22 protein-coding genes and 2 tRNA genes are annotated in these 22,090 nt (G+C 70.1%); 5 read left to right on the top strand and 19 right to left on the bottom strand.

Going from position 1 to position 22,090, the window contains the following annotated elements; all coding sequences use genetic code 11:
* Positions 1-15 precede the first annotated feature (15 nt).
* The 3 genes from BLW32_RS11600 to pdxS form a co-directional block, all read right to left on the bottom strand.
* Complete coding sequence (locus BLW32_RS11600) at positions 16-819, bottom strand: PP2C family protein-serine/threonine phosphatase (RefSeq protein ID WP_068525184.1); 804 nt, start codon at positions 817-819, stop codon at positions 16-18.
* Positions 816-2,147 carry an RDD family protein gene (locus tag BLW32_RS11595; RefSeq protein WP_082791446.1) on the bottom strand — a complete coding sequence of 444 codons (1,332 nt, stop codon included), beginning with the start codon at positions 2,145-2,147 and terminating at the stop codon, positions 816-818. The genes BLW32_RS11600 and BLW32_RS11595 overlap by 4 nt, the downstream gene beginning before the upstream one ends.
* A gap of 98 nt (positions 2,148-2,245) precedes the next feature.
* Entirely contained in the window at positions 2,246-3,094 is an 849-nt protein-coding gene (gene pdxS, locus BLW32_RS11590) for a pyridoxal 5'-phosphate synthase lyase subunit PdxS (RefSeq protein WP_231857406.1), read from the bottom strand.
* 204 nt (positions 3,095-3,298) lie between these two features.
* On the opposite strand from pdxS, the gene BLW32_RS11585 reads away from it, so the two are divergent.
* On the top strand, positions 3,299-4,024 hold the full coding sequence (locus tag BLW32_RS11585) for a hypothetical protein (protein WP_068742082.1): 726 nt from the start codon (positions 3,299-3,301) through the stop codon (positions 4,022-4,024).
* Positions 4,025-4,050: 26 nt separating this feature from the next.
* On the opposite strand, the gene BLW32_RS11580 is transcribed toward BLW32_RS11585, so the two are convergent.
* The 11 genes from BLW32_RS11580 to BLW32_RS11530 all read right to left on the bottom strand — a co-directional run bounded on the left by BLW32_RS11580 (position 4,051) and on the right by BLW32_RS11530 (position 14,981).
* Positions 4,051-5,007: a hypothetical protein gene (locus tag BLW32_RS11580; RefSeq protein WP_068742083.1), complete on the bottom strand. Its 957-nt coding sequence runs from the start codon at positions 5,005-5,007 to the stop codon at positions 4,051-4,053.
* Between the two features lie 162 nt (positions 5,008-5,169).
* Positions 5,170-6,798 carry a serine/threonine-protein kinase gene (locus BLW32_RS11575; RefSeq protein ID WP_068742084.1) on the bottom strand — a complete coding sequence of 543 codons (1,629 nt, stop codon included), beginning with the start codon at positions 6,796-6,798 and terminating at the stop codon, positions 5,170-5,172.
* A 9-nt stretch (positions 6,799-6,807) separates the two neighbouring features.
* A complete protein-coding gene (locus tag BLW32_RS11570) occupies positions 6,808-7,836 on the bottom strand; it encodes an NUDIX hydrolase (RefSeq protein ID WP_102103290.1) in 1,029 nt (342 codons plus the stop codon).
* 14 nt (positions 7,837-7,850) lie between these two features.
* A complete protein-coding gene (locus BLW32_RS11565) occupies positions 7,851-8,975 on the bottom strand; it encodes a glycosyltransferase family 4 protein (protein ID WP_068742085.1) in 1,125 nt (374 codons plus the stop codon).
* On the bottom strand, positions 8,975-9,913 hold the full coding sequence (locus BLW32_RS11560) for a phosphatidylinositol mannoside acyltransferase (protein ID WP_068742326.1): 939 nt from the start codon (positions 9,911-9,913) through the stop codon (positions 8,975-8,977). The genes BLW32_RS11565 and BLW32_RS11560 overlap by 1 nt, the downstream gene beginning before the upstream one ends.
* The gene (gene pgsA / locus BLW32_RS11555) at positions 9,913-10,572 is read right to left on the bottom strand and encodes a phosphatidylinositol phosphate synthase (protein WP_068525170.1); all 660 of its coding nucleotides are present in this window, start codon (positions 10,570-10,572) and stop codon (positions 9,913-9,915) included. The genes BLW32_RS11560 and pgsA overlap by 1 nt, the downstream gene beginning before the upstream one ends.
* A gap of 2 nt (positions 10,573-10,574) precedes the next feature.
* Positions 10,575-11,135, bottom strand: coding sequence for an HIT family protein (locus BLW32_RS11550; RefSeq protein WP_068525168.1), 561 nt, complete (start codon positions 11,133-11,135; stop codon positions 10,575-10,577).
* A 34-nt stretch (positions 11,136-11,169) separates the two neighbouring features.
* Positions 11,170-13,167 carry a threonine--tRNA ligase gene (gene thrS / locus BLW32_RS11545; protein WP_372456755.1) on the bottom strand — a complete coding sequence of 666 codons (1,998 nt, stop codon included), beginning with the start codon at positions 13,165-13,167 and terminating at the stop codon, positions 11,170-11,172.
* Positions 13,168-13,317: 150 nt separating this feature from the next.
* On the bottom strand, positions 13,318-13,830 hold the full coding sequence (locus BLW32_RS11540) for a (2Fe-2S)-binding protein (RefSeq protein WP_068742086.1): 513 nt from the start codon (positions 13,828-13,830) through the stop codon (positions 13,318-13,320).
* The gene (locus BLW32_RS11535; RefSeq protein ID WP_068525162.1) at positions 13,827-14,249 is read right to left on the bottom strand and encodes a TIGR02611 family protein; all 423 of its coding nucleotides are present in this window, start codon (positions 14,247-14,249) and stop codon (positions 13,827-13,829) included. Before BLW32_RS11535 ends, BLW32_RS11540 begins: the two co-directional genes overlap by 4 nt.
* Before the next feature lie 18 nt (positions 14,250-14,267).
* Positions 14,268-14,981 carry a hypothetical protein gene (locus BLW32_RS11530; RefSeq protein WP_139286133.1) on the bottom strand — a complete coding sequence of 238 codons (714 nt, stop codon included), beginning with the start codon at positions 14,979-14,981 and terminating at the stop codon, positions 14,268-14,270.
* Between the two features lie 443 nt (positions 14,982-15,424).
* Here BLW32_RS11530 and BLW32_RS11525 point away from each other — a divergent pair, with 443 nt between their 5' ends.
* Positions 15,425-16,834 carry a hypothetical protein gene (locus BLW32_RS11525; protein WP_139286132.1) on the top strand — a complete coding sequence of 470 codons (1,410 nt, stop codon included), beginning with the start codon at positions 15,425-15,427 and terminating at the stop codon, positions 16,832-16,834.
* Positions 16,835-16,903: 69 nt separating this feature from the next.
* The gene (locus tag BLW32_RS11520; RefSeq protein WP_068525156.1) at positions 16,904-17,245 is read left to right on the top strand and encodes a DUF1801 domain-containing protein; all 342 of its coding nucleotides are present in this window, start codon (positions 16,904-16,906) and stop codon (positions 17,243-17,245) included.
* Between the two features lie 12 nt (positions 17,246-17,257).
* On the opposite strand, the gene BLW32_RS11515 is transcribed toward BLW32_RS11520, so the two are convergent.
* From BLW32_RS11515 to BLW32_RS11500, 4 genes are all read right to left on the bottom strand, one after another.
* A complete protein-coding gene (locus BLW32_RS11515; protein WP_068525154.1) occupies positions 17,258-17,695 on the bottom strand; it encodes a VOC family protein in 438 nt (145 codons plus the stop codon).
* Between the two features lie 160 nt (positions 17,696-17,855).
* On the bottom strand, positions 17,856-18,287 hold the full coding sequence (locus BLW32_RS11510; protein ID WP_068525152.1) for a PaaI family thioesterase: 432 nt from the start codon (positions 18,285-18,287) through the stop codon (positions 17,856-17,858).
* Positions 18,288-18,441: 154 nt separating this feature from the next.
* On the bottom strand, positions 18,442-19,449 hold the full coding sequence (locus BLW32_RS11505) for a GAF domain-containing protein (RefSeq protein WP_068742088.1): 1,008 nt from the start codon (positions 19,447-19,449) through the stop codon (positions 18,442-18,444).
* 80 nt (positions 19,450-19,529) lie between these two features.
* Complete coding sequence (locus BLW32_RS11500; RefSeq protein WP_068742089.1) at positions 19,530-20,294, bottom strand: alpha/beta fold hydrolase; 765 nt, start codon at positions 20,292-20,294, stop codon at positions 19,530-19,532.
* A 980-nt stretch (positions 20,295-21,274) separates the two neighbouring features.
* Between BLW32_RS11500 and BLW32_RS28340 the strand changes: the two genes are divergently transcribed.
* Positions 21,275-21,397, top strand: a complete 123-nt coding sequence (locus BLW32_RS28340) for a hypothetical protein (RefSeq protein ID WP_269451239.1) — start codon at positions 21,275-21,277, stop codon at positions 21,395-21,397.
* Between the two features lie 273 nt (positions 21,398-21,670).
* Here the strand turns inward: BLW32_RS28340 and BLW32_RS11495 are convergent.
* A tRNA-Val gene (locus BLW32_RS11495) sits at positions 21,671-21,742 on the bottom strand.
* A 259-nt stretch (positions 21,743-22,001) separates the two neighbouring features.
* Between BLW32_RS11495 and BLW32_RS11490 the strand changes: the two genes are divergently transcribed.
* A tRNA-Gly gene (locus BLW32_RS11490) sits at positions 22,002-22,074 on the top strand.
* Positions 22,075-22,090: the final 16 nt, after the last annotated feature.

Raw genomic sequence — 22,090 nt, 5'->3', positions numbered from 1 at the left:
ATGACTCTACTCAGGTCACCAGTCCGGATCGGTGTCTTCCGTCGTGGCGTCCACCACGATCACCGTCACGTTGTCGCGTCCGCCGGCGTTGAGCGCCCCGGCGACGAGCTGATCCGCGCACTCGTCGATCGGCACGTCGCTCTCGAGGATCTGCCGGATCTCGTCGTCTGTGAGCTCGCCGTTGAGGCCGTCGGAGCACACCAGCAGCTTCTCGCGCGGCTGCGCCGGGACGATCCAGAAGTCGGCGTCGGGCTCCATCCCGGCGCCGAGGGCGCGGGTGATGACGTTGCGGCGCGGGTCGACGCGGGCCTGCTCGGGGCTGAGGAAGCCGCCGTTGATGAGCTCCTGGACCTGCGAGTGGTCGACGGTCAGCTGCTCGAAGTAGCCCTCCGCGAGGCGATAGGTGCGCGAGTCGCCGATATTGACCACCAGCCAGTGCGGCACGCCCTCGTAGGTGGTGAGCAGCACGCCGGTCACCGTGGTGCCCGCCCGCTTGCCGGTCTCGGAGTCGATGGCCTCGATCGCGGCGTGCGCGTCGCGCAGCCGGTCGACGACCTGCTCCATCACCACCTGCGCGTCCGCGGGCTCCGGGCCGAAGACCTCGGCCAGCGCCTCGAGCGCGGCGGCCGAGGCCACCTCGCCGGCGTCGTGGCCTCCCATGCCGTCTGCCAGCAGGAACATGCCGGGACCGGTGAGCGCACCGTCCTCGTTGGTCAGGCGCACCCGACCGGGATTACTGATGGCGACCCACTTCATGGACACGCCGCCCTGCACTCCGTAGACGATCTCGGAGCGCGCCTCCCCCGCTTCTGTCGTCATCCGCCGAACACCTTGAAACTGCGCTGACCCATATGCACGACGCTGCCCTTCTCCACGGCGTACCTGACTCCCTTGGTGAGCTCGGTCCACGAATCGCCCAGCGCGATCGCGGAACCGTTGGTCGAGCCCACGTCCTCCACCCACAGTTCACCGCGGGTGATGCCGAACAGCAAGTGGGTCTTCGACACCGAAGCGGTGTCGTCGACCAGCACGTGCTTGGTGACCTTCGACGGGTCCGCACTCTGCGGCACGACCGGCTCGCGGCCGATGATGCCGTCGCCGCGGACGTCGACCGAGTGCCCGTCGTCGAAGCGCAGCACGATCGGCGCGCCACCCGTCGGTGCGGGGGCCGGCGGGCGCGGCTGCTGAGGCTGTTGCGGCTGGCCCTGGGGCTGAGCGCCCTGGGGCGCGAGCGGCCGACCCGCCGGCGGGCCCGCGGGCGGCTGCCCCTGCACGGGACCGCGAGGCTGGCCGCTGGGGCCGGTGGGCCCGCTGGGGCGCGGCGCGAACTGCTGGGGCGGCTGCTGCGCCGCCTGCGCCGGCGGGGGCGCGAACGCAGCGGCCGGCGGCAGACCGGTCGTGGGCTCGTCGCCCTCGGTGGGCGGCGGACCGAAGCGCGGCGGGATCGGGCGCAGGCCGGGAACATCGTCGGGCAGCGGCGGCAGCGTCGGGGGCTGGAGCCGCTCCCGGGGCTCGCCGGTCTCGACGACCTCGGTGGCCGCTCCGGCGGCGACCGCGTCGACGCGGGTCTCCTCCGGCAGCGGGGTCGGGATGCGCTGCAGGGTGCTGTCGGACTCTCCCGTCACCAGGCCGCCGAGCGGGCCCGACGGTGCGGGCGCCTGCGCGCGGGACGGGGTCGCGACGTCGGCGTCGTCGACCACGGTGGACTTCGAGGCCTTCTCGTGGACGCCGCGGCGGCCACCGTCGGCCAGGATCGACCAGGCCGGGAGGTAGACGAGCGGCGCGAGAACGTTGAAGACGACCGAGCGGATCGCGGACGACGGGAAACCGATCGGGTGGTGGGAGTCCGCGTCGACCACCTTGAGACCCGCGAGCAGCTTGCCGGGGCTCGCGCCGTAAAGGCCGTGCAGCACGATCGACGCGATGATCGCGACAGCGGCACCGATCCCGAGGAACACCCAGCCGAGCTCGAGGCCGGCCACGACGTTGACGATCAGGGCGAGGGCGACCACTGTCGCCGCGAGGCACAGATCAGCGATGTACGCGAGTACGCGCAACACGTTGGGCGCCGCCTCCACCTGCGATCCACCCAGGGACGTCTGGGCCCCGTACTCCTGGGTGGCCCTGGCCGTTGCTTGGTCTGACATCCTCCGCCTCACTGCTTCCACTTCACATCCCGCGTCTGCCCGACACGCGCAGCCTCGACGCTAGCGCGAATCGTCGGACACCGGCGGGCGACATGCCGTTACCAGCCGCGTTCCGCCAGGCGATGCGGCTGCGGGATGTCATCGACGTTGATTCCGACCATCGCTTCGCCGAGCCCGCGCGAGACCTCGGCGAGCTTGCCGGGGTCGTCGTAGAACGTCGTGGCGGCGACGATCGCCTTGGCGCGCTGCTCGGGGTTGCCCGACTTGAAGATGCCGGAGCCCACGAACACGCCTTCGGCGCCGAGCTGCATCATCATCGCCGCGTCGGCCGGGGTGGCGATGCCGCCCGCGGTGAACAGGGTCACGGGCAGCTTGCCGTTCTTGGCGACCTCGACGACCAGGTCGTACGGCGCCTGCAGCTCCTTGGCGGCGACGTACAGCTCGTCCTCGGGCAGCGAGGTCAGGCGGCGGATCTCGTCGCGAATCTTGCGCATGTGCGTGGTCGCGTTGGAGACGTCGCCGGTGCCGGCCTCGCCCTTGCTGCGGATCATCGCGGCACCCTCGGTGATGCGGCGCAGCGCCTCGCCCAGGTTGGTCGCGCCACAGACGAAGGGCACGGTGAAGGCGAACTTGTCGATGTGGTTGCTGTAGTCGGCCGGGGTCAGGACCTCGGACTCGTCGATGTAGTCCACCCCGAGGGCCTGCAGGATCTGCGCCTCGACGAAGTGGCCGATACGAGCCTTCGCCATGACCGGGATGCTGACGGCCTCGATGATGCCGTCGATCATGTCCGGGTCCGACATGCGGCTGACGCCGCCCTGGGCGCGGATGTCGGCGGGCACGCGCTCGAGCGCCATGACCGCGACCGCACCGGCGTCCTCGGCGATCTTCGCCTGCTCGGGGGTCACCACGTCCATGATCACGCCGCCCTTGAGCATCTCGGCCATGCCGCGCTTGACGCGTGCGGTGCCGGTGACGGGTGCGGTCTGGGGATCAGTGGTCACTGATGGGTCTCCTCGTAGCTGGGACGTGTGGGGCTCCAGTATTCCCGATGACGGTGCGCGGTTTCGAGCCCGGGTCACACCGTCGGTTCCGACGGTGCCGCGTGCAGAGGTTCCGACCGCACATACGGCACGACATACACTCACTGCATGGGCATCACCGTTGCCGTGCATCCCTTCGTTCCCTCGGCCGAACTCGCGGTCGGCGCCGGATTCGACGGTCGGTTGGTCGAGCAATTCGTCGCCCGATGGTCCCTTACGCCCGTCCCCGACTCCCCAGGCGAGTACCTCACCGCCGCCGACATCACCGACGGAATGCTGCCCCGCATCACCGCCGACACCGACTGTCTGGCAATCGGTCGCCCCGTCGGCGACGAGGTCGGCATGGCATTCGACTGGATGTTCACCGTCGGAGGCACCTTCTTCGACTACTCCGGCTCTACCCTCATCTCAACGGATCCCCGCTGGTTGGAGGTCGACCTCGACGAGGCGAACTCCTTGATCGTCTTCGTCGTGGACCACATCACGCAGGCACGGAGAGCGTGGGGCTCTTCGCGAACCCCTTCGGGCGTCTGGGATGTCCGCGACGGCTTCGACCGGGTCCCCGTCATCGTCCCTCGGCCGTTGGCCGACTACGCACCCGAGGTCCGGTGGAACGGTTGGCTGGTGATGCTCCACGACGACATCGAGATTCAGGTCGTCCCGGACCACGCGATCTGGGGCAAGCCGCCCCTCGACGTCGAGCCGGGCATCACCTACTGGGCCGAGAACTGGGCCATCCGAGACGCGGGCGGGGTGCTCACTGCAGCACATCGCGACGGCCGGCTCGTGAGCATCGCAGCGGGCGCGAACGGCCCCGTCGTCACCGCACGCTGACGCTCACGTCTTCCCGCGGGGGGTTTTCACTCATCATCAGATTGCAACCCGCGCACGGGTGAAAGCCTCCCGCGGGAGGAGCTGTCGAGCAGCAGGCCGTGGGGACGGAGGGCGTCGCGGAGCTTGGTTCGGAGGCGATCCGGCTCGGCGCAGTCCTTCCACGCCCAGTGCGTGGGCCACAGGCCGCGGTCCATGAGGAGTGTGTCGCGCTTGAGTCGGGCGTCGGAGTCGTAGCCCTGTTTCTGCTTGCCGGCCCCGTCGAACTCGCCGACGACGGTCTCCCCGAATAAGAAGTCCACCCGAGCCTCGAGCGCGCCGGCGCGGTTGAAGAACTCCCGCTGCAGGTCCGGGCGCGGGATCTCCGGCCACGAGAGCATGAGGGCGCGACTCCGCGATTCTCCGACGGACTCGGAGCGTCCGTCCGCCTCTGGCAACGCCGCCCGCAGCGTCGCGATGCCCCGGCGACGGCCGAGCCGGTCCACCGCCGCGTGCAGCTCGTCGAGGGTGATCCCCATCCGTAGCGCCGCGTCCAGGGCGCACACCGCCTGCTCGAACGTGCCGGCCAGCGCCAGATCGAGCGCGGTCCGGGCGACCGTGGTGACGGCGATGCCGTCCACGGCGGCGATGTCCGCGGCGTCGAGCCGGCGAATGTGCACGCGACGTCGCCCGTCCTTGCCTCCTCCCCGCCGGCCGTCGCGGGTGAATTCGACGGTGCGCCAATCGAAGGTGAGCACCTCCATACCGTGCAGCGCAGCCGCAGCAGCATGGCTCAGGACCAGGCCGGCAGCGGATCGTTCCGCCGCGGACCTCGCGGAGAGCGCGAGTTCCACCCAGGGCTCGAGCTTCGTCCCCTGGTGATAACTGCCGCGCCAGACGCGGGTCATCCTTCCGTCGTCGACCCACCGGCGGATCTGGCGGTCGGTCGACCCCGTCGCCAGCATCTCCAGCCTGTGTTTGCGGAGAATCGACTCGCCATCGGACACGGATGCACCCCCACCTCGGCGCCCCCACGCCGACGTCCCCATCGTCCACGACGGGCGACCCGCGCGGGCCGGATCAGCGACGCGGAGATTCCCGCGGGAGTTGTTCACCGCCGCGGCGGTTGCAACCCGATGATTGGTGAGAAGTTCCCGCGGGAACCGCCGTCAGCGGGTCCAGATGGAGCGAGCGGGCTCCGACGAGACGGCGCGGCCGTCGCCGCGGGTGATCACCAGGCCACCGGAACTCACGGTGTAGACGGTGTCGTCCTTGTCCTTGCCCTTGGCGTCGCGGTTGACGGCACGGAAGGCACCGTCGCCCCTGCGCGTCGCGGTGAGGGTGATGCCGCTGTTGTCGCCGGAGATCTGCGCCCCGCGGTAGGTGAAATCGCCGGTGGAACCGCAGATCACTACGCGCGACCCGCCGCCGTTCGCCTTCGACGTGAGCAGCGCCAGCTGCAGCGTCTCGCCGCCGGCGCACCGGGCGGGGCTGCCGACGAAGCCGTACGCGTCGGTGCCGGGGACCGTCGGCGCCGAGGCGGAGTCGGAGGCCCCCGTCGGCACCGTCGAAGCGCCCGATGTCGGGCCCGCGCCCGTCGTCCCCGCGCCCGTCGTCGGGTCCGCGGTGGTCGAGCCCCCGCCCCGCACGAGGGCGAGGTAGCCGACCGACAGGAGCGCGATCACCAGCACGACGACCAGTGCCGCCAGGGCCCACACGCGGCCGCGCGCCGAGCCCCCGCCACCGGGGCCGCCGACGGCGGTCGGCGCGGGGCCGGGTGCGGGAGTACTCGGCAATCCGGCCAACGGCTGGGCCGGCGTCGACGGCCCCGTCGATCCCGACGGCGGCACGGGCGACATCGGCGGCGGCGTCGGCCGGATCACGGTGGGCCCGGACCCCACACCGGGACCGGCACCCGGCCCACCCAGTACCCGCGGACCGCCGAGGCGGGGCGACGGTGCCGGCGCCGTCAGCGCCGCCCGGAAGGCCGCGGCGAACTGCGCGTTGTCCGGGAAACGGTCGCGCGGCTGCTTGGCCAGCGCCCGCTCGAACACCGGCGCCAGAGCGGGCGGGATGCCCGCGACACGCGTCGCGGGGTCGGGAACGGGCGCCTGCAGGTGCGCCATCAGCATGGAGCTCGGCGCGGCGGGGCCGTACGGCGGCGTGCCGGTGAGCAGTTCGAACGCAGCGCAGGCGAGCGAATACTCGTCGGCCCGGTTGTCCAGGGGGTTGCCCTCGATCACCTCGGGCGCGAGGTAGGCCATCGTCCCGACGGCAACGCCGGATTCGGTGAGGGAACTGGCCTCGTCGGTCGCCTTGGCGATACCGAAGTCCACCAGCTTCACGGCGACGGGCCGCCCCGGCCGCACGGGCGCGAGGAGGATGTTGCCGGGTTTGACGTCGCGGTGCGTCAGCCGGCGCTCGCTCCACGCCCAATCCAGCGCGCTGCCGACTTGCTCGATCACGTCGGCCACCATGGCGGGCGGCAGCGGGCCACGTGTGCGCAGGTACTGTGCGGCGTCCTCACCCTCGACGTACTCCATCGCGAGCCAGAGCCGGCCGTCGAACTCGCCGCGGTCGTGGATCGTGACGATGTTGGGGTGCCGCAGGCCGGCCAGGATGTCGGCCTCCCGGAGGAAGCGCGCGGCGAAACTCGGATCGTCGCCGAGGTGTGGGCCGAGGAGCTTCAGCGCGTCCTGTCGCGGCAGCCGCGGGTGCTCGACGAGGAAGACCTCACCCATGCCGCCCGCGCCCAGGCGGCGCACCACCCGGTATCCGGAGATCTCCTTCGGTTGCATCGCGCCTCCTTATTCGATCGCGACCGGCTCGCCCGGTACCTCCCCGGACGCGAACGCGTTCTGCACGTCGGGGATGAGGTCGGCGAGCGCCGCGGGGTAGACGGGGTCCGCGAGCACGCGGATCTCGTCGGGGGTGCACCAGCGCATCTCGTCGAGGGTCCGTCGTTCGAGCTCCGTCCAGCCCGACGGTGCCGGATCGAACCGCTCGCACTCGACGGCGAAGAAGTACTCGACGGAGTCGATCACGTCACCGTCGAAGGAGAAGACCGCCTCGCGGCGGAAGAGCGGGCCGACGAACGCCGAGGGCGCGAGCACGCGGCCCGTCTCCTCGCGCAGCTCGCGGGCGGCCGCGGCGCGCAGATCCTCGCCGCGCTCGACTCCCCCGCCCACGGTGAACCACCAGTGGCCGGCGGGACGCGTCCCCTCCGGGACGGGCTCGTGACCGCGGACGACGAGCACGGCACCGTCGGGGTCCACGACGATGACCCGCGCGGAGACGCGGCGCTCGTCGTTCGCGGCGAGCAGGGCCGCCGGGAGGATCCCGCCGCGGTCGACGATGTCGAAGTACTGGGGCATGGGTGCCGTGCCGCCGAGGTACAGCCAGCGCACGAACCGGCGGCCGCGGAGGGCCCGGGTGTCGCGGACGGCGTCGTTGTGGAAACGGCGGGCCATGGTCACGCGGGTGTCGGCGTCGGCGATCTCGGCGACGAGCGATCGCGGCAGGGTCTCGATGTCGATGGCGCCGATCGCGGCGGAGAGCCGGTTCTCCATCGGCATCCGGTCCTCGGGCGCGGCGTTCTCGGCGCGGTCCGCGGCGGCACGCAGCGCCTGCCCCGGTTCGGGGGGGAGCGTCGCGGCGACGGCCCGGGCGACGGCGGACCGTCGGGCGAGGGCGGCGTCGAGCGCGGCGAGCGACAGGTCGACCCGCACGTGGAGGCGGTCCAGACGGTGCGCGGTCTGGTACGCCAGGGCCGCGACGATCAGCACGGCCATCACGATGAGGCCGATGACGAGCACGGTGGTGGCGGTGAGATTCAGCACGGCGGCCCCCTTCAGTCGTCGATCGACACGACCACGCCGGGCACGGCGACGGTCTCGTAGACGCGGATCACCTGCTCGGCCACGACGGACCAATCGAAGCGCCAGACCACCTCGGAGGCGTGCGTGACCAGCTCGGCGCGGCGGAAGTCGTCGTCGAGCAGCTCGACGATCGCGCGGCCGAGGGAGGCACCGTCGCCGACCGGGAACAGGCGGCCGGCCTCTCCCCCGTCGAGGACGCGCTCGAAGGCGTTGAGGTCGCTCGCGACGACGGCGGTCCCGGCGGCCATGGCCTCGACGAGGACGATGCCGAAGCTCTCGCCGCCGAGGTTGGGCGCGACGTAGATGTCGGCGGAGCGGAGCGCTGCGGCCTTCTCCTCGTCGGTGACCGCGCCCATGAGCCGTAGGTGCTTCGCGTACGGGCCGGCCTCGCGCAGCAGCTTCTCCTCGTCGCCGCGGCCGATGACGAGGACTTCGATGTCGGGCTGGGCCGCGACGATGGCGGGCAGCGCCTCGAGGAACACGGCCATGCCCTTGCGCGGCTCGTCGTACCGGCCGAGGAAGAGCACCGTCTTCCCCGGACGTGGGTAACCCGGCAGGCGGTCGCCGTCGGCGAAGGCGCGCACATCGACGCCGTTGGGGATCTCGATGGCGTCGGAGCCGAGCGACTCCATCTGCCAGCGACGGGCCAGCTCCGAGACCGCGATCTTGCCGCGGATCTTCTCGTGCGACGGGCGCAGCACGCTCTGGAACACCGACAGCACCAACGATTTCTCGGTGGACGTGTGGAAGGTCGCGACGATGGGCCCGTCGGCGATCGCCAGCGCGAGCATGCCGAGACTCGGAGCGTTCGGCTCGTGGACGTGGAGGACGTCGAACTCCCCCTTCCGGATCCACTTCCGCAACCGGCCGAACGCCTTGGGGCCGAAGGAGAGCCGGGAGACGGAGCCGTTGTACGGGATCGCGACGGCCTTGCCGGACGAGACGGCGAAGTCGGGCAGCACCGTCTCCTTCGACGACGGGGTGAGCACCGAGACCTCGTGGCCGCGCTCGATGAGCACCCGGGCCAGGTCCACGACGTGCGCCTGTACCCCGCCCGCCACGTCGAACGAGTACGGGCAGATCATCCCGATCCGCATCAGCGCACCCCTGAGCCCTCACCCGGAGTGCCGTCGGCCGGGTCGCCGAGGATCCGATCGCGGCGCGCCTGCGACCAGTCGGCCTCCCACAGGGGCTGGAGCATGTGCCAGTCGGCGGGGTGCTGGGCGATGTTGCGCTCGAACGCGTGCGCCAGCTTCTGCGTGGCGCTCTCGATGCCGCCCGAGACGTCGATCGGATCCTCTGCCTTGAACCCCCAGGCGTCGCCCTCGAACCAGCAGTGCACCGGCAGCAGCGGCGCGCCGGTATCGATGGCGAGCTTCGCGGGACCGGCGGGCATCCGGGTGCGCTCGCCGAAGAAGGTGACGGGGACCCCGTGCCGCGCGAGGTCGCGCTCGCCGAGCAGGCAGATGGGGCGTCCTTCGCGCAGCCGCTGCCCCAGCGCCTGCATGGGTGGCTGCTCGCCGCCGGACAGCGGGAAGATCTCGAATCCGAGCGATTCGCGGTACTCGACGAACCGGCGGAACAGCGATTCGGGCTTGAGCCGCTCGGCGACGGTGGCGAAGCGCCCGTACTTCTGCACGAGCCACACTCCGGCCATGTCCCAGTTCCCGCTGTGCGGCAGGGCGAGCACCGCGCCGGTCCCCGCGTCCATCGCCTCGTGCAGGCTCGGCACGTCGACGTACTGGTCGAGGCGGGCGCCGAGCTCGACGAGGTCCATCGACGGCAGCCGGAAGGACTCGCGCCAGTACCGCGCGTACGACCGTGACGACTCCTCGATCAGGCTCTGCGGCACCGCATCCGGCGTGGTGCCGAGGACCCGCGCGAGGTTCTTCCGGAGTTGGGTGTTGTCGCCGCGCGCGCCGATCCGCCCGCCCACGTCGTCGATGAGGAATTTCGCTGCGGATTCGGGCATCCGCTTGGTGACGGCCCAGCCGGTCCGGTAGGCGAGGTCGGCGACCTCTTCACGCGGGTCGATCACGCCTGGTCCTCCTCGCGCTGCGCGGCCGCCTGCGGCAGCGGCAGCAGGTCGGTGGCCCCGGGCGAGCGCCGCACGCTGAGGGCCCGCTGGAGCACGGTGACGATGCTGGTGACCGCCAGGAACCACATCGCGACGTGGATCGCCCACCAGAGGCCCAGGCCGGTGAAGCCCGCACCCACCAGCACGATGATGAGGCGCTCCGGGCGCTCGATCCAGCCACCGTCGCCCTTGAGGCCCGAGGCCTCCGCGCGGGCCTTCGCGTAGCTGATCACCTGCGAGGTGACCAGGCAGATCAGGGTGGCGATCAGCAGGTTGTAGCGGTTGTCCTCGGTGAACACGGCCCACCAGGCGAGGCCGGCGAAGATCGCACCGTCCGCGACCCGGTCGCACGTCGCGTCGAGCCACGCCCCGAACCTGGTGCCGCCGCCCCGGACGCGGGCCATGGCGCCGTCGAGCATGTCGAACATGACGAAGAACCAGATGATCAACGTGCCGACGAACAGGTGGTCCGTCGGGAAGAGCCACAGCGCCGCCGTCACCGAGCAGGCCGTGCCGAAGAGCGTCACCGCGTCCGGGGTCAACCCGGTCCTGATCAGCACCTTCGCGATCGGATGGGTGACCTTGGAGACCGCCTCACGGCTGAAGATCGACGACACTCCTAGACCTCCTCCCAGGCCTTGGCCATCAGCGCCCGGGTCTGTCCGAGGAGCTGCGGCATCACCTTAGTGCCCGAGAGCACCGTGATGTAGTTCGCATCGCCGGGCCACCGGGGCACGATGTGCTGATGCAGGTGCTCGGCGATCGAACCGCCGCCCGAGCGCCCCAGGTTGAAGCCCACGTTGAACGCCGCGGGCCGCGAGATCCGCTTGATCACGCGGATCGTCTTCTGGGTGAGCTTGATCAGCTCGAAGGCCTCGTCGTCGGTGAGGTCCTCCAGTTCGGCCACCTGCCGGTACGGCACGACCATGCAATGCCCCGGGTTGTACGGGAAGAGGTTGAGCACCACGTAGCAGTGCTCGCCGCGGGCCACGATCAGGCCGTCCTCGTCCGCCAGCTTGGGGATCTCCAGGAACGCGGTGCTGCCCTCGGGGACGGGAGGGGAATCGACGAGGTACCGCATCCGGTACGGCGTCCAGAGCCGCTCGATGCTCTCGTCACCGTCGCCGACCCCGAAGTCGGTGTGCGCACCCCGCGCGTCGCCGTCCGTGGCGTCCGTCATCGATTCCTCTCCCCGTCTCGTCCGTCGGTTCCGGTCAGGCCGTTCCGACGGTGCTCTCCGCCGGGCCGAGCAGTTCGGCCGTCGGGGACTCGTTGCGGCGCGCGTGCACCCAGTCGACGATCCGCTGCACGGCGTCCTCGACGGGGACCTCGTTGACCTGCGTGCCGTCGCGGAATCGGAAGCTGACCGCGCCCGCCTCCTGGTCGCGCTCGCCGGCCAGCAGCATGAACGGCACCTTCTGCGTCGTGTGGTTGCGGATCTTCTTCTGCATGCGGTCGTCGCTGTGGTCGACCTCGGCGCGGATCCCGTGCTTGCGGAGCGCGCGGATCACCGTCTCCAGGTGATCGCCGAACTGGTCCGCGACGGGGATGCCGACGACCTGCTGCGGGGCGAGCCACGCGGGGAAGGCACCGGCGTAGTGCTCGGTGAGCACGCCGAAGAAGCGCTCGATGGAGCCGAACAGGGCGCGGTGGATCATGACCGGGCGCTGCTTGGTGCCGTCGGGCGCGGTGTACTCGAGCTCGAACCGCTCGGGCAGGTTGAAGTCCAGCTGGATGGTGGACATCTGCCAGGTGCGGCCGAGCGCGTCCTTGGCCTGCACGGAGATCTTCGGGCCGTAGAAGGCGGCACCGCCCGGATCGGGCACGAGGTCGAGGCCCGAGGCCTCCGCGACCTGCTGGAGGGTCTTGGTCGCCTCCTCCCAGACGTCGTCGGAGCCGACGTACTTCTCCGGATCCTTGGTGGAGAGCTCGAGGTAGAAGTCGTCGAGGCCGTAGTCCTTGAGCAGCGAGAGCACGAACTCGAGGGTCGTGGTCAGCTCCTCGTGCATCTGCTCCTTGGTGCAGTAGATGTGGGCGTCGTCCTGCGTCATGCCGCGCACGCGGGTCAGGCCGTGGATCACGCCGGACTTCTCGTACCGGTACACCGAGCCGAACTCGAAGAGCCGCAGCGGCAGCTCGCGGTACGAGCGGCCACGGGCGTCGAAGATCAGGTTGTGCATCGGGCAGTTCATCGGCTTGACGTAGTAGTCCTGGCCGGGCTTGGTGACGTTGCCCTCGTCGTCGTACTCGGCGTCGAGGTGCATGGCCGGGAACATCCCGTCCTTGTACCAGTCCAGGTGGCCCGACACCTCGTACAGCGTGCTCTTGGTGAGGTGCGGGGTGTTGACGAAGTCGTAGCCGGCGTCGATGTGCCGCTGCCGCGAGTACTCCTCCAGCTCCTTGCGGATGATGCCGCCCTTTGGGTGGAAGACGGGCAGGCCGGAGCCCAGTTCGTCCGGGAAGCTGAACAGGTCCAGCTCGGCGCCCAGCTTGCGGTGGTCGCGCTTCTCCGCCTCGGCGAGCAGCTCGAGGTACTCGTCCATCGCCTCGGGCGACTCCCACGCGGTGCCGTAGACGCGCTGCAGGTCGGCGTTGTTCTGATCGCCGCGCCAGTACGCCGCGGAGCTGCGGGTCAGCTTCACCGCGGGAATGTACTTGGTGGTGGGCACGTGCGGGCCGCGGCACAGGTCGCCCCAGATCCGCTCGCCGGTGCGGGGATTGAGGTTATCGTAGGCGGTGAGCTCGGCGCCGCCGACCTCCATGACCTCGCTGTCCTCGGCCGCGCCCTTGTCGTCGATGAGCTCGAGCTTGTACGGCTCGCCCGCCAGCTCGGCGCGCGCCTCGTCCTTGCTGTCGTAGACGCGGCGGCTGAACTTCTGCCCCGCCTTGATGATCTGCTTCATCTTCTTCTCGAGGCTCTTGAGGTCCTCGGGGGTGAAGGGTTCGGCGACGTCGAAGTCGTAGTAGAAGCCGTCCTTGATGGGCGGGCCGATACCCAGCTTGGTGCCGGGGAAACCGTCCTGCACGGCCTGCGCGAGGACGTGCGCCGCCGAGTGGCGGATCACGCTGCGTCCGTCCTCCGTGTTCGCCGCGACGGCCTCGACCTCGGTGTCGGTCTCCGGAATCCAGCTCAGGTCCTTGAGGGTGCCGTCGGCGGTCTTGACGACGACGACGGCCTCGGGGCCCTTGTTGGGAAGTTCCAGCTCGCGCATGGCGGCCCCGGCGGCGATTCCTGCCGGGACGACGAAGGTGGTGCTCACAGTGCTCCTAGTCATGTAGCGGGCGGCATACCTGGCCGCACGCGGTTGTCAGTGGATTCGATCCTATCGGTCGACGGCCGCGCGACGCGCCCGAGGCGACGCTCAGGCGAGCCGGGCGCGCCGCTCCCCGGGCGTCTGCCGCGGGCAGCTGAGGCACTTCGTCATGCCGGGGCACAGGTAGAGCAGGCAGCAGGAGCCCCGTCGGACGACGGTGCCGCGCCCGGGTACCTCCTCGAACCGTGCGGCGGGCGCCTCGGGGCCGCAGGCGTGCAGGAGCTCGTCGGCGACGGTGCGCGGGTCAGCGGTGTCCAGCGCCGCGGACGCGATCGAGTCGGTCGCGATCGCCCAGAGCGCCCGCTCCGCGGCGCCCGATTCGGCCGCGAGGGCCGGGATGAGGCGATGGCAAGCACGGGCGAGGTCGCCCCCCGGGGCGGCCGACGGTGCCGCCTCCCCCACGTCCGGCCAACCACCGGGGCCGGGCCTGATCGCGGCCGACGACGCGTCTCGTCGGGCGACCGCGAGCCGCGCCAGGGCGCCTGAGAGGGCGTACCAGTACAGGACTCCGGCGACGCGGTCGTCGGGGGCGGCGACCGAACGCCGGAGTTCCGCGATCACCCGAACAGCGGGCTGGCGAGCCAAGGCCAGTGAATGCCGAACCAGCCGCCGATCATCGCGGCGGCACCCAGCAGCCAGACGGTGGCCAGAACGATCAGGCAGGTGCCGACGCCGAACGCGCCCTTGACGAGGATGTTCTGACGCGAGAGCCAGGCGGCGAAACGGTCGTAGCGCTCGCGGGCGAACCGCAGAAGGCGATGCGCCCAGTCGAATTCAGTGGCGAGAATGCCGAGCCCCGCGAAGACGATGAGCCAACCCGGGCCCGGGTACGGGATCGCGATGATCCCGGCGATGAGCACGATGCCGCCGATCACGCCGACGCACACCCGCCACGCGAGTGTGCCGTGCCGGGTCGCCTTGATCTTCGCGCGCCACGCGCGCGGCCCGGTCCGCGGCGCCTCCTTCTGCTGGTCGTGCATGGTTCCACGGTACCGGCGTCAGCCGGCGATCTCCTCGAGCAGCGGGAGCGCGACGGCGTCGGCGACCGCGGGCGCAACGGCCTGCAGCTCAGCATCGAGCAGCTGTACGGCGAGACCGAAGGCCTTCGCGACGGTGCCGGCGTCGCGGGATCCGGTCTCCGTGGCGCGGATCCGGTCGCGATCCGCGGGTTCGAGGTATCCGGGCGGAGCGCCGGTGCGTGCGCCTGCGAGCGCGATCAGGGCCTCGCGCAAGTCGCCGAGAGCGCGTGCGGCGGAGGCGCCGTCACCGCGAAGCAGCGCGGCGCGCGTGTGCAGCGCGGCCAGCCACGCCGGTCCGACGAGGTCCGTCGTCCTGTAGCGAGCCGCGGGCTGCGGCACCACCTGTCCGAAGACTTGGTGGAACGGCTCGCCCTGGCGCGGCCCGAACCGCGCTGCGGGCACGATCGCAGTCCTCGCCGTGAGCAGATCCGGCAGGAGGTAGACGACGCCGGCATCGTCACCGGTGTGGTGGATCGCGCCGAACTCGCGGTACATGCGCTCACCCCAGATGTCCCACACCTCGCCGATCGTGAGATCCGGTGCGGCGGCGAACATCAGGTCGATGCCGGTCAGGGCGTCGAGCGCGCCGGCGGCAGCCGCACCGACGACGGCACCCGCGATCAGTTCCTCGGACTCCTCCGCGGCGCCGAGGAGGCGATTGGCCACGTCCTGTCGTTGCTGAGCAGTGAACACGACATTCACGATAGCGGGCGCTGCAGCGTCTCCTCACACGCGCCCCGAACCCCGCTCACATCCACTTGTGCGAACTCGGTATTTAGCGCGGCTAGACGGCCCTTTATCCGTGCCCGCGATCGACAATTCGAGCACTCCGAAACGGTTACGAATACACCGATTGATCAGCGACGTTCGATCGCAAACAGATGGAACGGGTTCTGTTAGAACTCTTAGGATTTCGCTACTGCGCAGTAGCTCGAATCGTCTTGAACGAATAGCTTCGAAAGCTATTGGGAAACCGTGGAAATACTGATAACTTCAGAACTCCCAGGAGATGCACAGGCGCCGCTTCAGGCACTCGTTCCGAGCGCAGACGCCTCGATTTTCTGCTGGGTCCACATCCCCGCTATTCCGGCGCCCTCGACCGAGCCCGCCGAACCTTCATGAACCGGAGGTCCTCCATGTCCCCTACCTCGCCCAAGCATGCCCGGAAGACGGTGCGCCGCAGCGCCGTTGCCGCCACCGCCGTCGCGGCGGCCGCGACGCTGACCGTCGCCACCCCGGCGACCGCGAACGCCGCACCCACCGGTAACCCTCAGGTCGACGCGATCCTGGCCGCGGCCCCGCTCCTCCCCGGCGGGATTCCGCTGGCGACGATCCCGATCATCGCGCCGCAGATCAACCAGGGCGTCGCAGCCTGGAACCAGATCCCGGTCCTCAGTGGCCTCATCCCGGTGAGCAACACGTCGGGCCCGATCATCTCGACCGGCCAGGTGCCGGGCGCACCGGCCGGGTGGCTCGGAGTCGGCCAGCAGGACACCTTCACGGTCGGCGCTCCGCTCGGCCTGGGCGGCCTCTCCAGCACCACCTACGGCCTCGTCGGCCTCGGCCCCGGGCTCGGACTCGGCAGCGTCGGCGGCAACGTCACCACCATCAACGGCCCGCTGGGCAGCGCGCTGGGCCTGAACACCTCGCTCAGCGCCATCACCACGGGTGGCCTCACCACGTGGACGCCGTCCCTCGGGCTCAACGCCACCGCGCCGCTGGGCCTCGGCAGCGCGTCCGCGACCATCGTGCCGGTCAAGGTGACCTACGGCGCCAACACCTTCATCGTGGGTCTCCCCGCCATCAACCTGGGTCTCACCACTCCCCTGGGCGGCGGCAACCTCGTTCTGAACCTCGGCAGCATCGGGTTCCAGAACGGCCAGCTCGTTCTCGTCACCCCGAGCATCTCCGGCGCGATCACCACGCCGCTCGGCGGCGGCAACGTCGGCGTGACGCCCGGGACGATCACCGTCGGAACCGGCGGCCTCACGGTCGACGCTCCGGACCTGACGGCCGGCGTGAACGTCGGCAACGTGGTCACCGCGGGGCTCAACGTCAACGGTGGCGGTGGCAGCGTCACGCCCACGGGCGTCTCCGTCACCGGACCGTCCGGGACCGGTGCGGTCTCCACGCCGGTCGGCGGCGGCACCGTCTCGGCCAGCACGGGCAGCGCCTCCGCGGGCTCGAACGGCGTCTCGGTGACCGGCCCCGCCGCGAGCGGCTCCGTCACCACCCCCGTGGCCAGTGGCGAGGCCGCCGTCTCGACGGGGTCGGCGACCGTCGCGACCAACGGCAACACCACGGTGACCGGCCCGAAGGCCGAGGCAGAGGTCACCACGCCCGCGGGCAGCGCGAGCGGCCACGTGGAGACCGGCAGCGCATCGGTCAGCCCGAGCACCGGCTCGGCGTCGGTGACCGGACCGTCGGGTGGTGTCGAGACGAGCACGGCCGCGGGCAACCACGGCGTCGAGGCCGACACCGGCTCGGCCACGGCCAGCTCCAGCGGCGTCAGCGTCACCGACACCCCCTCGGTGGACGTGCACTGACCCCCGCATGACGACCGCACGGCGGCCGGGGCCTTCGCGCCCCGGCCGCCGTCGGCGTACCTTTCGACCATGAGCACCGACTGGCGAGAGCGCACCGTCGAGACGATCCGCAGCCTGATCCTCGAGGCCGAGCCGGACACCGTCGAAGAAGTGAAGTGGCGCAAGCCCTCCAATCCCGATGGCGTGCCGACGTTCTCCCTCGGGGGCCTGCTGTGCACGGTCGAGACCTACAAGGACAAGGTGAAGGTGACCTTCGCCAAAGGCGCCTCGATCGACGACCCCGCCGGGCTCTTCAACGCGAGCCTCACCGCCGGCACCCGCCGCGCCATCGACATCAAGGAATCCGATGCCGTCGACGAGGCCGCCTTCCGTGAGCTGATCACTCGCGCGGCGGCGCTGAACCGGGCCTGACGGATCCGGGCGCTACCGCTTCTGGATCTCCTCGGCGAGCATCACGATGATGCCGCTCGGGCCGCGGACGTACGTGAGCTTGTAGACGTCCTCGTAGATGCCGACGCCGCGGAGCGGGTGGCAGCCGTGCTTGGCGGCGATGGCCAATGCCTCGTCCAGATCGTCGACCGAGAAGGCCACGCGGTGCATGCCGATCTCATTGGGCAGAGTCGGGTCCGTCTCGATCGCGTCGGGGTGGATGTACTCGAACAGCTCGATGCGCCCCTGCCCGCCCGGCGTTTCGAGCATCGCGATCTTCGCGTGGTTGCCGTCCAGACCGACGGCCGTGTCGGTCCACTCCCCGCTGACGGTCTGCCGGCCGATCACCGAGAGCCCCAAGTCCGTGAAGAACGCGATAGTCGCTTCCAGGTCGCGTACCGCGATCGCGACGTTCTCGAGTTTGATGGCCATGTTCCGAGGCTATCGATCGTGGGCGCCGACCGCAGGCCACATGGCAGGGTCACCGGAATGGATGCCGTGCATCGACTCAACGCGTAGCGGACCGCCCTCGTCGTCGTACCGGCCGCCTGCGTCGCACCGGTCGCCTGCGTCGAATTCGACGCGTAGGAGCTCAACGCAGGGTGCGGATGACGCTCGTGGCACTGGCCGTCGCCACAGTCGTTCCTCTGGCGTCGACGAGATACCCCTCGAGGAAGGCGATCTCGCGTCCCTTCTTCACCACGCGCCCGTACCCGACGAACTCCCCCGGCAACGCCGGCGCCAGGTACTGCACGTTCAACGAGACGGTCGGCGCGAATTGATTCGATTCCAGCGTCGCGACCAGGGCCGGTCCCAAGGTGTCATCGAGCATCGCGGCAACGAAGCCTCCCTGGATCGAGCCCACGGGATTGGTGAACCGCTCGTCGAGTGCGAATCCGACCTCCAGCGTCCCGGCGTCGGGATCGACCGCCCGGAACGTCCAGGCCATGAGCTCCGCCGCCGGCGACGGCGGGGTCCTTCCGTTGATCGCGTCCCAGAGAATGCCCTGCCGGTCGAATGTCATGAGGGCACCGTCTCACGGCGGTACGACACGTCGTCACCGGATCATGACGCCGGCACTGATCCCGACGGCGTGGGACGGGTCGTCGCACGGGACCGTCACCGAAGTCGGCAGGGATCGTCTCGTCAGTCCGGCCTCGCCACCCACCTGAGCGGGATCACCCGGCGACCGGGACCGACCCGTCGTCCGTCGCCCCACTACGGCGCTCCGCGGCCGCCGCGATGAGCAGGCACACGACCGTCGGGCCGTGGCCGATCATGCGATCGAGTTGAACCGCGACCGGCGCCCACCCGTTACGCAGGCCGAGTCGCACCTCGGTGGCGACCGGGCGTCCCGCGGTGACGTCCGCGCGGACACGGTCGACGTCGTCGGGGTGGAGGAAGGGCTCGAGCCCACTCGCCACCGCGCGCGGTACCTCGGGCAGGCGGCTACCGATCCAGGTCATCACGCCACCGTGACGCAGATCCAGCATCGCCGCGTAGCGATCCGACCGGTCCAGACTGAGCCGGAGCGCGTCGTGATCGACGGCGGCATAGGTGGCCTCCCAGGGATCCAGGCGGGCGGTCACGTCCTGGTCGACACCGCGGATCACGATCCGCCCCTCGGTCGCGATGACGCGACGGACCGACCGGATCAGGTGGTCGGCTCCGTCGTCGTGCCGGGCCAGGAACTCGTTGACGAACGAGTCACCGGGCGTCGGATCGTAGACACCGCGCATCGCCTTGGTCACCTCGGCAAGCCCCGGAACGCGCTGGAAGACATCGGCCAATCCGAAGGGCGCGGCGATGCTCCGACGCTGCCGCAGTCCGTACATCCGCTGGAAGTCGTCGGTCCAGAACGACCGCAGCGGCTTCCCCGGTTCACCGACGATCCACTCGTACGCCGCGGCGAACGGCCTCATCGCGAGGTCCGACTCGCCGATACCCAACTGGACGGCGTGCACGCGCTGCGACGGACCGAAGACCGGAGCCGCCCGGACCACGCCGCCGTCGGTGATCGCGACGTCGACCGGTCGCCGGGATCGCTGCACGACGGCGACCGCCTTCAGGGCGGCGACACGCACGCCGGTCCGCAGATAGGTTCCCAACGGGCGGAAGTTCCGTGCGCGATCGTCTTCGGAGACGACGGTCGGCACTTCCGACAGGCTCTCGACCAGCAGCCACATTCCTGGAGACTAACGGCTCGGCGCCGATCGTTCTCGGTACGAAAGACCGGCGGTCGGTGCCCCGGGGCACTGCCGGCGGGCTACTCGAGGAAGTCGCTCACCAGCGACAGCACCTTCTCCGGCTGCTCGACCAGCAGCATGTGCCCACTGTCGACCTCCGCGTACGTGCTGCCGACGATGAGCTGCGCGAGTTCCTGCACCTTTTCCGCCGGAACGATCGCATCCGACGTCCCGGCCACCAACAGAGTCGGCGCCGTGATCCGCGGCGCGAGCGATCGGATGTCGATCGTCGTATTGAGCTCGATCTGACGGGACGTCCCCGCATGAGGAACGGTTCCACGGACGGCCTCGTCGACCCCGTCGCCGAGGGCCGCGACGAACTGCGGGCTGAACAGGGTCAGGACGAGGAATTCGCCGTAAGCCCGATCATCGATGTCGGCGAGCCGCCGCCACAGCCGCATGAACTGCTCGTGCCGCGGATCGGGGCCCGCCCATCCGGCCAGCAGGACCAGGCGACGGACCCGCTCCGGATAGCGGCCCGCGTACGCAGCGGCCAGGACGGCGCCCAGCGAGAAGCCGAGCAGGTCGACGGGCCCCTCATGGGTCCGGTCGTGGAGAGCCGCGATCCGGTCGACGATGACGTCGAGGTCGACACCGTCGAGGTCCGGGTCCTCCCCCGTGCCGGGCAGATTCGGGCGGATGAGGCGCTGGCCGGACAGTGAAGGAAGCAGGTGCCCGAAGTTGAGATCGCCGTCCGCGCCCGTGCCGTGGATCAGGAAGAGCGGAGCGCCGTCACCGTCGTCGAAGTAGTCGAGCTCGGTGGCGGGCGTGGAGTGGAAGGTCATGCTGTGCCTTTCTGTGGTGGGGAGGAACGACGGAACAGTCGTGGTGCCTCGCGAGCGCCGAAGCGACGCATGGCCGGGCGCTCGACGAGGGTGTGCAGTGCCCAGCCGGCACGAACGACCCGACGAGCAGCAGGAGCAGCACGATCAGAACCACCGTCAGGCTGAACAGGAAGGGTGCGCGCAGATCCACGAGGTACGCCACGGCCAGCACGCCGACGGCGATGGAGGGCCGCATCGGCGACATGCAGGACGTCGGGCGGCCCCGGCCGGTCGAACACCACGGCCCTCATGCGCCCGCCCGGATCACGCGAGCGGTGAGGATCGAACGAACCGGGTCGAGCCGGGCGGACCCGGATGGGCCTGACGGCATTGGGGGCACTCCTGAACGAATGGGACGACTCTCGTCGTCGTGCGTTGCTGTGCAACCGCACTCGTCTCCCGCGGCCAACGCAACCACACCCGCCGTCGAGCCACAATCCCACGAATCATGACGCCGCTCACATTGACAGTCGCAACATCCGTGGAGGAGCCTCGTAGCAGCGACGCTCCGTCGCCCCGCCCACGAGTCCCGCCCGACTCTGGACCCCATCAGGACCGTGTCATCGGACGTCAGCCGTCCGGGCGCCCCTTACCCCGCGCGACGTCTCCCACAGCACCGCGCGTTTTTCGTCTCATCACCGTGCTCGAACCCTTCTGCTCGGCCGTCGCACGGCGCCGGCCGGCGAACCGCGATCGTCCCTGCTCATCGTCGAGACGGGACGGCACCGGCGTCACCTCGAGCCGAACTCCGCCACCGATGGGACTTCGCGATGCGAAACGGCACCGGATTCCAGCAAGGGCTCGGGAAATCAACGTGGCAGGAGACTCCGACCGGCTCGCACGAGTCCTCGCCGGGGTGGTCAATCACCTGCCGGTTGTACGCCTCCATCAAGGCGCAGGCCGAAGCTGCTCGTGCGTGACACCTTGACATGCTCGACGCTGTGGAAGCGCGGGACACGAAGAGCGCACGCAAGGCCACGGAGGCGCACCGCGTGGACAGCGCCGACCACGTGATCGCGATGTTCGAGAAGGCCCGGCTCTGGGCGGAAGCAATCCCCGTCTGACCCGGCCTCACAGCTTCCCGGGCTCGTCGCCGTGGTAGCCGTTCGAGTCCGCCAGCACGTCCTGCAGCGCGAGGTTGCAGCCCCAGTTCGCAGATGTGCACGCGCGGCCCGGCGTGGTCGAAGGCGACGCCCCGGCACCATCGCCCCGTGCCGGCGAGGAGGTCCACCCGGACCTCGAGAAGGAGTGCGGAGGCCAACGCTAGTCGGTGGGTCACAAGCGGGTCATCCTCACCCGAAACGAAGAAAACCGCCTGTCACCAGGCGGTTTTTCGGTGGTCCTAGCTGGGATCGAACCAGCGACCTTCCCCGTGTGAAGGGGACGCTCTCCCACTGAGCCATAGGACCGAACTCGTGCGCGCCTCCGTGTTACCAGGGAGGCGAACGAGAGAGAACACTAACACGACCGCTGAGCGAAAGGGTAATCGGGTACCCCACCTGCGACTACTGTCCGAAACAGTAAGTCGACGCTGTTCCGGGGTGCGCCCCACCACGCCGGCTGCGCACGAAACACAGGGTGACCAGGCGATTTGGCAGAGCGCTCGATGTTCACGTAGTGTTCTCTCTCGCACCGGAAAGGCGCTTTCGAGCGCCGGTCCGGACGAATGCGGATGTAGCGCAGTTGGTAGCGCATCACCTTGCCAAGGTGAGGGTCGCGGGTTCGAATCCCGTCATCCGCTCGAAGTGGGCTTACCG

Source organism: Tsukamurella tyrosinosolvens (assembly GCF_900104775.1).
Classification (GTDB): domain Bacteria; phylum Actinomycetota; class Actinomycetes; order Mycobacteriales; family Mycobacteriaceae; genus Tsukamurella; species Tsukamurella tyrosinosolvens.
Note: the sequence above shows the minus strand (reverse complement) of the source record. Positions and strands in the feature narration are given on the sequence as shown.